General features: G+C 63.0%; 10 protein-coding genes and 1 tRNA gene. 2 read left to right on the top strand and 9 right to left on the bottom strand.

The features are described 5' to 3' along the window. Positions 1-153: 153 nt before the first annotated feature. From NKH29_RS09780 to NKH29_RS09755, 6 genes are all read right to left on the bottom strand, one after another. Positions 154-1935 (bottom strand): NAD(P)-binding domain-containing protein, encoded by a 1782-nt coding sequence (locus tag NKH29_RS09780; RefSeq protein ID WP_352999484.1) that lies wholly within the window; start codon positions 1933-1935, stop codon positions 154-156. 420 nt (positions 1936-2355) lie between these two features. Next, on the bottom strand, positions 2356-4389 hold the full coding sequence (locus NKH29_RS09775; protein WP_023720569.1) for an aldo/keto reductase: 2034 nt from the start codon (positions 4387-4389) through the stop codon (positions 2356-2358). A gap of 56 nt (positions 4390-4445) precedes the next feature. Continuing rightward, positions 4446-5543, bottom strand: a complete 1098-nt coding sequence (locus NKH29_RS09770) for an ABC transporter ATP-binding protein (protein ID WP_023720570.1) — start codon at positions 5541-5543, stop codon at positions 4446-4448. Positions 5544-5551: 8 nt separating this feature from the next. Next, positions 5552-6418, bottom strand: coding sequence for a carbohydrate ABC transporter permease (locus tag NKH29_RS09765; protein ID WP_352587971.1), 867 nt, complete (start codon positions 6416-6418; stop codon positions 5552-5554). Then, entirely contained in the window at positions 6415-7275 is an 861-nt protein-coding gene (locus tag NKH29_RS09760) for a carbohydrate ABC transporter permease (protein ID WP_352999482.1), read from the bottom strand. The genes NKH29_RS09765 and NKH29_RS09760 overlap by 4 nt, the downstream gene beginning before the upstream one ends. Before the next feature lie 261 nt (positions 7276-7536). Then, a complete protein-coding gene (locus NKH29_RS09755) occupies positions 7537-8808 on the bottom strand; it encodes an extracellular solute-binding protein (protein ID WP_352496003.1) in 1272 nt (423 codons plus the stop codon). 107 nt (positions 8809-8915) lie between these two features. Here NKH29_RS09755 and NKH29_RS09750 point away from each other — a divergent pair, with 107 nt between their 5' ends. Continuing rightward, the gene (locus tag NKH29_RS09750; RefSeq protein ID WP_023720574.1) at positions 8916-9788 is read left to right on the top strand and encodes a helix-turn-helix domain-containing protein; all 873 of its coding nucleotides are present in this window, start codon (positions 8916-8918) and stop codon (positions 9786-9788) included. 15 nt (positions 9789-9803) lie between these two features. Here the strand turns inward: NKH29_RS09750 and NKH29_RS09745 are convergent, their stop codons facing one another. The 3 genes from NKH29_RS09745 to NKH29_RS09735 form a co-directional block, all read right to left on the bottom strand. Continuing rightward, positions 9804-11042, bottom strand: coding sequence for a M24 family metallopeptidase (locus NKH29_RS09745; RefSeq protein ID WP_023720575.1), 1239 nt, complete (start codon positions 11040-11042; stop codon positions 9804-9806). Positions 11043-11358: 316 nt separating this feature from the next. After that, positions 11359-11697, bottom strand: a complete 339-nt coding sequence (locus NKH29_RS09740; RefSeq protein ID WP_023720576.1) for a hypothetical protein — start codon at positions 11695-11697, stop codon at positions 11359-11361. A 278-nt stretch (positions 11698-11975) separates the two neighbouring features. Next, a tRNA-Gly gene (locus tag NKH29_RS09735) sits at positions 11976-12050 on the bottom strand. A 231-nt stretch (positions 12051-12281) separates the two neighbouring features. Here NKH29_RS09735 and NKH29_RS09730 point away from each other — a divergent pair. Next, on the top strand, positions 12282-12779 hold the full coding sequence (locus NKH29_RS09730) for a prolyl-tRNA synthetase associated domain-containing protein (RefSeq protein WP_352516121.1): 498 nt from the start codon (positions 12282-12284) through the stop codon (positions 12777-12779). Positions 12780-12851 lie beyond the last annotated feature (72 nt).

Genomic DNA, 12851 nt, shown 5'->3' with positions numbered 1-12851 from the left:
CCTTCTCCCCTTGTGGGAGAAGGTGTCGCCGAAGGCGACGGATGAGGGGTGCTCCAGCTTGGCACCCACGGCGATCCGTCCAACACCCCTCATCCGTCTCGGCGCTACGCGCCGATCCACCTTCTCCCACAAGGGGAGAAGGGAAAGGCAGCCCTATCGCACCGGCGCTCCATAGACTGGCGTCGGAATGCCTTCCATGCGCGCCTTGATCTGCAGCGCCACGAATTTTGAATAGAAGCGCGACAGCGCAAGATTGCCGCCGTGGAACCACAGCGCTTCCTGCGCTGTCGGCTTCCACATGTTGCGCAACTCGCCTTGCCACGGACCCGGGTCGCCTTTCACGCCCGAGCCAATCCCCCAGCACGGCCCGACCTTGTCGGCGACTTCGCGCGAAACGATCGCCGCCACTGTCTCGTTCATCGAGAGATAGCCGGTGCAGGCGATGATCGCGTCGGCCGCCAGTTCCGTGCCGTCGTCGAAGAGGATGCCTGTCGGCGTCAGCGACTTGATCCCGACGCCGCTACGGATGCCGATCTCGCCGTCGATGATCAGATCGCAGGCGCCGACGTCGATGTAGAAGCCCGAGCCGGTGCGGTAGGCCTTCATCAGGAGCCCAGTCTCGTCGTCGCCGAAATCGATGGCGAAGCCGGTGCCGCGCAAGCGGTCGTAGAAAGCCGCGTCGCGCGCCTTGATGACGTCGTAAAGCGCCCGCTGGCCTTGCGGCAGCAGCGCGAACGGCGTCGAGGCGACGATCATGTCGGCCTTCTCAGTGGTGATGCCGCGGGCCAGCGCCTTTTCCGAAAATATCTCGAAACCGATCTCCATCAGCGTGTCCGACTTGACCACCGTCGTCGGCGACCGCTGGACCATCGTCACCTCGGCGCCGCTCTCCCAGAGATCGACGCCGACGTCATGGCCGGAACTTGCCGCGCCGATGACGGCGACCTTTTTGCCGCGGAATTTCTCGCCGCTGGAATACTGGCTGGAATGCAGGATTTCGCCGTTGAAGACCTCGGCGCCCGGCAGGTCGATGCGCTTGGGCGGGCCATAAGCACCGGTCGCGAAGACGATGTGCTTCGGCTTCAGCGTGATGCGCTCGCCGGCGCGGTCGAGCTCGACCGTCCAGACCTTTTCGGTCTCGTCATAGGAGGCACTGACGCATGTCGTGGAGGTCCAGTAATTGAGCTCCATGACGCGCGTATACATCTCCAGCCAGTCGCCCATCTTGTCCTTGGGCGTGAACACCGGCCAGTTCTCGGGAAACGGGATGTAGGGCAGATGGTCGTACCAGACCGGGTCGTGCAGCACGAGCGAGCGATAGCGCTTGCGCCAGGAATCGCCGGCCTGGGCGTTCTTCTCGATGACGATGGCCGGCACGCCCAATTGCCTGAGCCGCGCCCCCAGCATGATGCCGCCCTGGCCGCCGCCGATGACCAGGCAATAGGGCTGCCGGCTAGCGCCGAGGTCACGCGCCTCGCGGCGCCTTGCCTCCAGCCAGGTTTCGCGTTCCGGATCGGCCTTGTGGCGGACGCCCAGCGGCCGCGCCGGGCCTTTGCGCTCTTCAAACCCCTTGAGATCGCTCATCGCCGTGAACAGCGTCCGGCACTTGCCGTCCCTGAGGCGCATGATGCCTTGGCCCCACGCCGATGACGTCTCGAAAGAAAACCAGGCTTCGATGGTGCCTTCGTCCGAAGTCGCTTCGCCGCTGAGCTGCCATTGAGCAGGCCTTGTGGTTGCCAGCGTCGCCGCCAGCATGTCGCGGATCGCGGCCGCCCCCTCCATCGTCTTGATGTTCCAGGTGAAGGTCAAAAGATCGCGCCAGTAGCAGTCCTCGACGAACAGATTGGTTGCGGCCTCGACGTCGCCCGCTTCGAGCGCTCGCGCAAAAGAACCGAGCCAGGTGGCCGCCTGTTTCGACGGTGAGATGTCGAGCATCTATCCTCCTCGTCGACCAAGAGTGCCAGAAGCCGCGCAAAATTCGGTAGGGCCAGTACAAAATTCAGAAGGGATCGTAGCCATCTACTCCCGTTATAACGGCTCCTCGGCGGTTGCCAGGTGGGACCATGATTTCCGTGCCGTTGTCAAATCTGACCCGAACCGTGTCCTCCAAGGCTACTTCTACAAGTCGCGTTCCGACCAAAGCCCAGATTAAGCTTAAATCGCCGCTACGGTTATCCGGTTTTATCCAGACGTCAGGCCCTCCGTCGTAGGCCACCTTGAATAAAGTCCAGAGTTGGACGGTAACGCCAGCAAACTCCAAGTGCACTGAGTCGTTCTCGAGAAGCACTCTGATCAGCTCGTTTCCAACCCACGAGTCACGCATAGCGCATCTTCTAGCAACCTTTCTCCCTGCTGTCAGGCCCGCGCGCGGGCCTGATCCGAACCGCTATCCAGCCATGCAAGATCGTCCGGCGAAAGTGAGATGTCGAGCGCCTGGAGGCTGTCTTCCAATTCGTCGAGCGAGCGGGGCCCGATCAGCGGGACGGACGGGAAGGGCTGCGCCAGGACGTAGGCGAGCGCGACGTGGATCGGGCTTTTGCCCAGCCGCTTGGCGAGCTCGATGGCACGGTCGCGACGGCCGAAATTCTTGTCCGAGTACCAGACCCGGACCAACTCCTCATTGTCGCGCCGGTCGCGGCCGGCGCGGTCGGTGAAGAAGCCGCGGCCCTGGCTCGACCAGGCGAAATTCGGCATCTGCCGGGCGGTGAGCCAGGCCTTCCACGCGTCGCTGGAGGAGGTGACACAGCCTGCCCAGATCGGCTCCAGCATCTCGGCCAAGGAGAAATTGTTGGAAAGCGCGCCGGGCTTCTGCTTGCCGGTGCGCTCGGCATAGGCAATCGCCTCGTCCATGCGTTCCATCGTCCAGTTCGAGCCGCCGAACGGACCGCGGATGCGGCCGGCCTTGACCTCGCGGTCCATCGCATCGACGAATTCGTCGACCGGCACGTCCGGATTGTCGCGGTGCATGAAATAAACGTCGATATGGTCGGTCTGCAGCCGCTCGAGCGACTGGGTGAGCTGCTTGCCGATGACGTCGGGATAGCAGAGCGGCGAGTGCGCGCCCTTGCCGATGACCACGGATTGCTCGCGCACGCCGCGGTTTTTCAGCCATTGGCCAAGCAGGGTCTCGGTATAGCCGGAACCGTAGACGAAGGCGGTGTCGAACAGATTGCCGCCGGCCTCGAAATAGGCGTCGAGCAGGATGGCGCCCGACGAAAAGGTGCGGAAATCCTCGAAGCCGAGCGCCAGGCACGAGGCCCGCCGCGGCAGGCCCGGAATGCTGCGCTTGGAGATGGCGGTCCCGCCGGAGCGCAGCTTCCGTCCGGAGATCGTGTTGACGCGCTTTGCCGGTTTCTCGATGTCGTATTCGAGCCCGATCGCGGCACGCCATTTGTCGAGCACGCGCAGATTGCCGAGACTGTCGGCCCAGCCCATGCCGGGCCAGGCGAACTCCTGCTTCCCGCCGAGAATGGCCTCGCCGGCGGCGTCGACCTCGAACGCGTAAAGCCAGCCGTCCTCCTTGACCTCGACCACCTCGGTGTTACCCGGACGGATGATGCGGATTTCGCCGGTGCCGCCTTGCTGGCCGCCGGCATACCAGAAGTCCGCCACCTCGATGCGGCCTTTGCTGCCGAGAATGCGCAAGACATTGTCCTGAGCGAGCGAGATGCTGCAGGAGACTTCCGCGACGATGCCGCCCGGAAAATGCAACAGCGCCGACGCCCATTCGTCGACACCGGATTGGCCGAGATGCGCAGTACCCACCACTTTGTCCGGCTCGGCGAAGGGCTTTCCCGCCGCGGCGCCGGCAATCAGCCGCGCCATCGACACGGGATAGCCGCCGACATCGAGGATGCCGCCGCCGGCAAGATCCTTGGCGTAAAGCCGGTGCTCCGGCATGAAGCCCGGCATGGCGAAGCCGAAGCTGGATTTGATCATCTTGATCTCGCCGATCGCACCGGCACTGATCAGCTCGACCAGCTTGGCCGTCTGCGGATGCAGCCGGTACATGAAGGCTTCGCCGAGAAAGGTGCCGGCCTTGCGCGCCGCATGGATCATCGCGTCGGCCTCGAAGGCGGTCAGGCCAAGCGGCTTTTCGCAAAGCACATGCTTTCCGGCCTCGGCTGCCTTGATCGCCCATTCGGCATGGCTCGGATGCGGCGTCGAAATATAGATCGCGTCGACATCCGGATCGCCAAGCAAAGCCTCGTAGCCGTCGAGGATGCGGGCGCCGGGGAAAGCCTCGGTGAGCCCGGCCTTGCCGGGATTGCGCGCCCCTAAGGCGACCAAGGTGCCGGTGCGCGAATGGGCGACGCCGCCGGCAAAGGCCTTGGCGATGTTGCCGGGCCCGAGAATGCCCCAGCGAATTTTTTCTGGTTTGGAAGTCATGTCAAATCTCCGTGGGGTGGCCGCGAGCAATCGCGATCGGACAAAAGAAAGATGGGTTAGCGAATGCGTGCGCCGGTGGCGTCGAAGAGAAGCGAGCGGTCGGCCTTGATCGACACCACCAGGTCGTCGCCGTTGGCGCGATGCCGTGAGGCCTCGCGCTCGATGATCAGTTCTTCGCGCCCGCCCCCGGTCCCGGAATTGGCATAGACATAGCTCACCGATCCCAAGTGCTCGGCGACGTCGGCCTTGAGGGTAAGGTCGCAATCGCCCTGGCCGGCGTCGAAGAAATGCTCCGGCCGCACGCCAACCACGACATCGCCGCCTATCGCAGGCAAGGCATCGGAAAGCGGCTTGCGCAGTCGCACGCCGCGATGGTTGACCAGCTCCACGATCGCCGCGCTGTTGTCGGTTCCGACCACTTTCGCCGCCAGAAAATTCATCTTCGGCGAGCCGACGAAGCCGGCAACGAAGCGGTTGGCGGGGTCGTCGTAGAGATCGAGCGGCGCGCCGATCTGCTCGATATTACCGGCGTTGAGCACGACGATCCTGTCGGCCAGCGTCATCGCCTCGGTCTGGTCGTGCGTCACATAGACCATGGTAACGCCAAGCTCCTTGTGAAGGCGCGATATCTCGACGCGCATCTGCACCCGGAGCTCGGCATCGAGATTGCTGAGCGGTTCGTCGAACAGGAACACTTGCGGCTCGCGCACGATGGCGCGGCCGATGGCGACGCGCTGGCGCTGGCCGCCCGACAATTGCCGCGGCCGCCGCTTCATCAGCTCGGCGATGCGCAGGATTTCGGAAGCCCGCTTCACCCGCCGCTCGGTATCTGCCTTGGGGTTGCCGGTCATTCTCAGGCCGAAGCTCAGATTCTGCTCAACCGTCATGTGCGGATAGAGCGCGTAGGACTGGAACACCATGGCGATGCCGCGATCGGCCGCCTCGACGTCGTTCACCACCTTGCCGCCAATGGCGATCTCGCCGTCGCTGATGTCCTCGAGCCCGGCGATCATCCGGAGCAGCGTGGACTTGCCGCAGCCGGAAGGGCCGACGAAGACGACGAATTCGCCGTCATCGATATCGATATTGGCGCCGTGGACGATCTCGAAGACGCCGAAGCGCTTGATGACGTTTTTGAGTGTGACTGCCGCCATGCTGATCCTTACTTGATAGCGCCGGCGGCGATGCCGGCGACGAAATGGCGCTGCAGAAGCACGAACACGACGAGCATTGGCGCCGTCAGCATCACCGCGCCCGCCATGATGCCGCCCCAGGACACCTTGGTGAGACCGATCAGCGTGCCGAGCGCCACGGGCGCGGTCATTGCGCCCGGCTTGGAATTGATCAGCAGCGGCCAGAGATAGTTGTTCCAGGAGGCAAGGAACAGGATGATGGCGAGCGCTGCCAGCATCGGCCGCGCCAGAGGCAGTGCGACGAACAGGAATATCCGCCATTCCTTGACGCCCTCGACCTTGGCGGCGTCGAACAGTTCGTGCGGCATCATCGAAAAGCTCTGCCGCATGAAGAGCACGCCCAGCGAATTGAACAGCGGCGGCACGATCAGCGCCACCCAGGTGTTGGCGAGCTTGAAGTCGCGCGCCACCATGATGAATTGCGGGATCAGCACGACCGCATAGGGCAGCGTGATGGTGCCGAAGATGATGGCGACGACCATGCCCTTGCCGAAGAAGTTGTAACGCGCCAGCGCCCAGCCGGCCATCGAGGTCAGCATCACCGACAGGAAGGTGTAGGTCACCGCCACCGAGACGGAGATGCCGATGGCACCGATGAAATTGGTGCCGCGCTGCAGATTGCTGACATTGTCGAGGAAATTGCCGTGCGGCAAAAGCTCGATGTCGGGGCTGAAGATGCCGTTGTCGGGCATCGTGGAAAAGACCACCATCATCCACAGCGGAAACAGCCAGACCAGCGCCAGCGGCGTCAGGAACAGATGCAGCGCGATGCTGCGGCCCAATCTGGCCTGGGAACGGCCGACCCGGGAATGGCCGATTGGGGAGCGCGAGGTCATTTCGGTTCCCTCGTCAGCCATATCTGCACCAGCGAAATGGCAATCGCCAGTCCGGCCATGGTGTAGGCGATGGCCGAAGCGTAGCCGAAATTGAGCGACCGGAAGCCCTGGCGATAAAGCAGCAGCCCGAGCGTTTCGGTGCCGCCGCCCGGCCCGCCGCGCTCGGTGATTAGGAAGGGCTCGGCGAACAGCTGCATGGTGCCGATGATCGACAGCACGGCGCAGAACACGATGATCGGCTTGAGCAGCGGCAGCGTGATGTAGAAGAACTGTTTGACCTTGCTGACCCGGTCCAGGGTCGCCGCCTCGTAAACATTCTCGGGGATGGACTGCAGGCCGGCGAGCAGGATGATGGCGTTGTAGCCGGCCCAGCGCCACGTCACCGCCATCATGATGACCGCCATCGCCGGGGTGACGTTGGTAAACCAGTCGACGTTGGGCAGGCCGATGCTGTTCAGCAATTTGTTGATGATGCCGTAGTCCAGATTGAACATCAGCCGGAAAACCGCCGAATAGGCGACCTCGCCGACCACGACCGGCGCGAAGAAGGCAAAGCGGAACAGGCCACGCGCCTTGAGCAGCGGCGAGTTCAAAAGCACCGCCATCACAATCGCTAGCGAAATCATCACCGGCACCTGGATGACAAGGATCAGCAATGTGTTCTTCAAGGCATTGAAGAAGGCCGGATCGCCGATCAGCCGGCCCCAGTTGAAGGTCGGCGCGAACCGCCACGGCACGGTGCGCGTCGCCTGGAACGAGATCAGGAAGGAATCGATGATCGGCCACAGCCAGAAGATCGAGAAGATCAGCAGATAGGGCGCAAGGAAGCGATACGCCGTGGCGTTCTGGTAGCGCATCGTTCTCCTCCTTTCTGCTTTCGCCTGCTGGGGCGCGCGGTGTTGATGTTCCAGGTGATGCGGCGCCGCAAACGGCGGCTTGTTCGAAGGCCGGTGCCGCCCCTCATCCGCCTGCCGGCACCTTCTCCCCGTAAGTGACGGGGAGAAGGGGCTGGGCCGCAACGCTGGTGACCCCCTCTCCCCGTTCTTCACGGGGAGAGGGTAAGGGTGAGGGGCAGCGCAAGCGCCCGGTAACTGACTCTGGGATCATTCCGTGTCAGATCACGACTTGACCGGCAGGCCGGTAGCCGCGGCGATCTGGCTTGCGGCATCGTCGAGCGCTGCCTTGGCGTCGGGATAGCCCCCGGCCAGATATTTGGTCTGCACCGCGCGGATGATGATTTCGGCGTCGCTCTGGAACGGCGTACCGCGGCTGGGGACGACCTTGGGCAGGGTGCCGAGGATGTCCTTCCACACGGCTTGGCCACCCCAATAGGGCAGGCCCTCGGAGACATAAGGGTCGTTGAGCGCCGAAATCAGCGACGGCACCAGGCCGAAGCCTTTCAGCATGGTGATCTGGCCCTCATTCGTCCCTAGCGTGTATTTCAGATAGGCGTAGGCGGCTTCCTTGTTCTTCGACACCGAGGTGATGGCGAGCGAGGAGCCGCCGAGATTGGCGGCGCGCGGACCGTCGGCGGTCAGGCTCGGCATCAAATAGACGCCCCATTTGCCTGTCCCATCGGGCGATTCGGTGCGCACAGTGCCTTCATACCAGCCGCCATACATCTGCGTGGCGACCTTGCCGGCGGTGTTGTTGGTGATCTTGGTGCTCCAGTCGGCAGAGGAAATGATGCCGGCGTCCTTCATCTCCTTGATCTTGGTCATGGCATCGACGCATTTGGGCTGGTTGACCGTGATCGATTGACCATCGGCGGAGAAGTAGGCGCAGCCCTGCTCGTTGGAGATCATGCGGAAGAATTCGGAATCGCCGTTGAAATCGGCGTTGGTCATCGTGACGCCGGGATTGGCGGCCTGGATCTTCTTGGCGGCAGCGATGAAATCGTCCCAGGTCTTGATCGAGGACGGATCGACGCCGGCCTTCTCGTAGAAGTCGCGTCGGTAGAACATCGCCACCGGCCCCGAATCCCACGGCATCGCATAGGCCTTGTCGTCCACCTCGAGCTCGGTGCGCTTGAAGTCGGGGAATTTTGCCTGGTCTTCCGCGGTGTAGCCGAGCGTGTGCAGGTCGACGAAGCAATCCGGGAACTGGCTCCAGTAGTTTTCCGCTTCGCCGTTCTCGATCGTCACGATGTCCGGCAGGCCCTCGCCACCGGCGGCACAGCCGGCGATCGACTTGTCGTAGGTCGGCTGGTTGCCGAGGTCCTCGACCGTGACCTTGATGTCGGGAAACTGCTTGTTGAAGCCCGCTATGGTGGCCTTCAGCGACGAAGCGGCGATATTCCAGCTCCAGATCGTGATTTCACCGGACTGCGCAAAGGCCGGGCTGGAGCCCAAGGCAAGCGCGAGCGCGGCGCAGGTCAATTTTATGCGCATTGAAATCCTCCCATTTTCAGTTGCTCTCTGTTTGCGAGCGTGGCTAGACTAGGCCTCGGGAAAGCCTTGTCCGCGACAAAGGGAATAAGAAATGAGCGGAAAGTAAGATGCCGGAAAGGCCGTTTTACCAGCCTGGCGCCAGCAGCGTGGAGGGCCTGCCGCTGCTGCTGCAGATGTTTCACACCCAGCCCCTGGTGATGCTCAAGCCGCATTGGCACGCCCAGGTCGAGGTGAATTTCATCGTGCGCGGGGCCGTGCATTACCGCATGGACGGGCACGAGCTTTCGCTCTCTGCTGGCGACATGTGTCTGTTCTGGGGCGGCCTGCCGCACCAGATGGACGAAGCCTCCGACGATGCCATCTATGCCGGCGCGCATCTGCCGCTGGTGCATTTCTTCCGGCTGCATTTGCCGGTCGACGTCCGCAACAGGCTGATGACGGGCGCGACGCTGGTAACCGACGCCACCGACCGGTCGGACGACCACAATTTCGAGCGCTGGAACCGCTATGCCCGCTCCGGCGACCCGGTCAAGGCCGAGCATGCCGTCAACGAGCTTTTGCTGCGGCTGGAGCGGGTGCGCTTCGAGCCTTACCGGCTCGCCCCCGAAACCCCGGTCGAACAGGAGATAGGCAGTCCCTTCGATCAGCAATCGCTGCGCAATGTCGGGCGCATGTGCGACTTCATCGCCGAGAATTTCCTCTACGAGATCGATTGCGTCGACATCGCCGCGGCGGCCGACATCCATCCCAAATACGCCATGAGCATCTTCAAGAAATCGACCGGCATGACGCTCAACGAATATGTGAATCTGCTGCGCCTCAGCTACGCGCAGGCGCTGCTGATGCATCAGGATGCCAATGTACTGCGCGTCGCCATGGAATCGGGCTTCGGCTCGCTCAGCGCCTTCAACAAATCGTTCCGCAAGCTTGCCGGCATGTCGCCGTCGGATTTCCGCAGGGGCGTGGCCGGCGCCAGGTAAGGGCACCGGCTGGATTCAGCCTATAGTCCCCAGGCGCCTCGGCAAGCGGTTCATCGGCAGCGGCCCGTTCGCGGTGATCAGGAACTGGTCTTCGAGATTGAAGCTGGCGAGACCGTCGATGTAGAGCGGGATCTCGAATGCCAGCACCATGCCGGCTTCGATCACGACATCGCTGTCGGCCGAGATGAACGGCCATTGCTCGGAAAACACGGAATGGCCGACGCTGTGGCCGAAATGGCCGCGGCGATAGGAACGCAGGCCCTGGCGCGCCAGGCTTTCGCTGGCGGCGCGATGCACGCCGGCGAACGGCTTTCCGGGCATAAGCGCGGCAAGCCCATCGGCGAAGGCGCGCTCGGCTATCGCATGCAATTCGGCCTGTTCGGGCGACGGCGGCCCGAAGGTGAAATTCCTCGACATGTCGGAGGCATAGCCGTTCACGCTGCAGACCATGTCGGCCTTCAGCGGATCGCCGGCGGTGGCTGCCACATCGGCGCTTTTGGGCCGAGCGCCCAGTGTGACGTATTCCGCCGTCGAGATTTGCAGCGAGGACCCGGCGGCTGCTTCGGCGACGCCTTGCCGGTAGAGCGCGACCAGCTCCGACTGACGCATGCCGGTCGCCGCATGCTGCTGCAGTCGCGACAGGCCGGTTTCCGACAGGACGATGCCCTGCCGCAGAAGGTCGATCTCGCTTTGCGATTTGATTGCCCGCAGCCTGTCGAGGATCGGCGAGCCGTTGACCAGGGCCGTGCCGGGCAACATCGCCTGCATCGCGGACAAATCGCTGGCCGAGACAAAATCCAGCTCGATGCCGAGCGTTGCACGCTCCAGCCCGAATTCGGCGAGCATCGTCTTCAGCTCGCGGACAGAGCGGGCAAGCTCGAAGGTCGCTGGACGTGCAAAACCGGGGGCGCGGCCAACCAGGCCGGCCTCGATGCGCTGCGCAACGGGCCGGCCGGCTGTCGCCGGCTCAAGCGACGCGGATTCGATCCAGATCGGATGCGTGCGCACCACGGCATCCGCCACCGCTGCCCGGAGCTGGGCAGCCTGGAAATCGGCAACCACTACGCCGATCGGCAGGTCGTCTCGTCTCGGGATGACCACGAAACCGGCGCCGGCCCGGCGGAACAGGCCGGCCGGGCCGATCCAGGCGCCGGTGGCATATTGGAATGCCTCAGGCTCGCAAAGCACCAATGCCTCGATATTGGCACGCTGCATCAGGTCTGTTGCGCGTTCTCGGTCGACAAAGCCGGTCACGGGATCTCCTCGCATGCAATCGAATCCGACGCCGATGCGGCGGCGTTTGACCTCAGCGTAGCTTCAGTGCCGCTGTGGAGCAGCTTTTTTCTGGAAGCGCTGTTGACCTGCCGACCCTAAAAGCGCGTTGCGTTCGACCGGCCTCATGCGACGCGCTTCAGGTTCTTGTTTCATGCATGTCGGTGTCGCAAAACCGCTGCACAGTTTTGCGCGACATGCATCAAAGGCCTTGAGAGTTCGAACGCCAGGCGGGGAAACGAAAAAAAGCCGCGGCGAACCACGGCTTTCAACGCGACAAGTTGTCAGTTTCGAATGCTTACTCGGTTTCGTCAGAGGTGTCGTCGGCAGTGTTTGCCGCGTCTTTCGCGGCCTTCCTATCCAGCGCTGCCTGCAAGGCCAGGGTGGCCTGCGGTGAGGCCGGTGTCGTGGCAACGACCGCCATTGCATGAGCAACTCCGGTCGTCGACTTGTCCTTGGCCGCGGCCGAGGTGGCGGCTCCGTGTCCCTGCGAGCCGGCCCCAGCCGAGTTTCCGCCGTTGCCGTGGCTGCCGCCATTGCCGTTCCCGCCGCCATTGCCGCCGGGGGCAGCGAGGACCGGAGACGCGACAAGGGTGAGAGCGGCCGCCGCTGCGAATAGATAGGTGCGCGTTTTCATAATTCCTCCTTCGAGTGGCCCTCCCGCCAGGATGGGTTCCAGTGAGAAACGTGAGGACTTTCCAAAGTGGAGCCCGCTGTCCAACAAGTTCCGTTCAAATAGAGCATTCTGCAAGACGGACCTTGGTCCGAGGACGACACGCAAAAGTCCTGAATTCTATCTGCAGCGTACTTGGCGCGACCGCAGCGCCTGCTGGCAAGTGCGTCCTGTGCCGCCCAAATGCGAAAAAGCCGCGGCGGACCGCGGCTTTTCGATGCTTGATTTCCCTGGAGAGAAACTGGAGCGGGTGAAGCGATTCGAACGCTCGACCCCAACCTTGGCAAGGTTGTGCTCTACCCCTGAGCTACACCCGCTCGCGCGGCTTTCGGGCCGCAAGCCGCGCCTATATGGCTGAAGAGCGCGGCGATTGCAACAGGGAATTCGCAGGCTTTTTGCTTCGCCGGCAATGCGGACAAGCCGTCCCGCGACACGTCGCAAGGCAATCACCCCTGCATTGCGCGACGGGCTTGTCTTGGCCGCATCATTGGCCGTAAACGGCGTAGGCCGAACAAGCCGTTGAAAGCGGGCCATCAGAAGAAAGACCGATGCCGAAGACCGAAGCCGACCTTTTCGCCTTTCTTGCCGGACTCGGGATCGAGGTATCGACACAGCGGCATCCGCCGCTGTTCACTGTCGCCGATTCGCAGGTGCTGCGCGGCGAGATTGCCGGCGGCCACACCAAGAACCTGTTCCTCAAGGACAAGAAAGATAATTTCTTCCTGGTCAGCGTCGGCGAGGAGGCGGTGGTCGATCTAAAGCAGATCCATCATCTGATCGGCGCCGCGGGCCGCGTGTCTTTCGGCCGGCCGGAGATGCTGATGGAGCTTCTCGGCGTCGTCCCGGGCGCGGTCACCGTTTTCGGGCTGATCAACGACACGGAGCGAAGGGTCAAGGTCGTTCTCGACGAGGAGCTGATGAGCCATGCTGTGGTCAACGCCCACCCGCTGACCAATGAGGCGACGACTTCCATCGCCGCCACGGACCTGGTCAAATTCGTCGAGGCAACCGGACATGATGCTGTTATCTTGAAAGTCTCGGCATGATCGCCACATGGGTGACTGAAACCGGGTTCTGAAGAAGGATGTTGCGCCTGTCCCTTGGCCGGCGGCGCGACC

The sequence above is a fragment of the Mesorhizobium sp. M1295 genome (assembly GCF_040318135.1).
GTDB lineage: Bacteria > Pseudomonadota > Alphaproteobacteria > Rhizobiales > Rhizobiaceae > Mesorhizobium.
The sequence above is the reverse complement of the archived record's forward strand: the minus strand, read 5'-3'. Positions and strand labels throughout refer to the sequence as shown.

Coding starts and splice junctions, on each gene's coding strand:
- NKH29_RS09780 (WP_352999484.1), bottom strand. CDS start 1,935: ATGCTCGACATCTCACCGTCGAAACAGGCGGCCACCTGGCTCGGTTCT.
- NKH29_RS09775 (WP_023720569.1), bottom strand. CDS start 4,389: ATGACTTCCAAACCAGAAAAAATTCGCTGGGGCATTCTCGGGCCCGGC.
- NKH29_RS09770 (WP_023720570.1), bottom strand. CDS start 5,543: ATGGCGGCAGTCACACTCAAAAACGTCATCAAGCGCTTCGGCGTCTTC.
- NKH29_RS09765 (WP_352587971.1), bottom strand. CDS start 6,418: ATGACCTCGCGCTCCCCAATCGGCCATTCCCGGGTCGGCCGTTCCCAG.
- NKH29_RS09760 (WP_352999482.1), bottom strand. CDS start 7,275: ATGCGCTACCAGAACGCCACGGCGTATCGCTTCCTTGCGCCCTATCTG.
- NKH29_RS09755 (WP_352496003.1), bottom strand. CDS start 8,808: ATGCGCATAAAATTGACCTGCGCCGCGCTCGCGCTTGCCTTGGGCTCC.
- NKH29_RS09750 (WP_023720574.1), top strand. CDS start 8,916: ATGCCGGAAAGGCCGTTTTACCAGCCTGGCGCCAGCAGCGTGGAGGGC.
- NKH29_RS09740 (WP_023720576.1), bottom strand. CDS start 11,697: ATGAAAACGCGCACCTATCTATTCGCAGCGGCGGCCGCTCTCACCCTT.
- NKH29_RS09730 (WP_352516121.1), top strand. CDS start 12,282: ATGCCGAAGACCGAAGCCGACCTTTTCGCCTTTCTTGCCGGACTCGGG.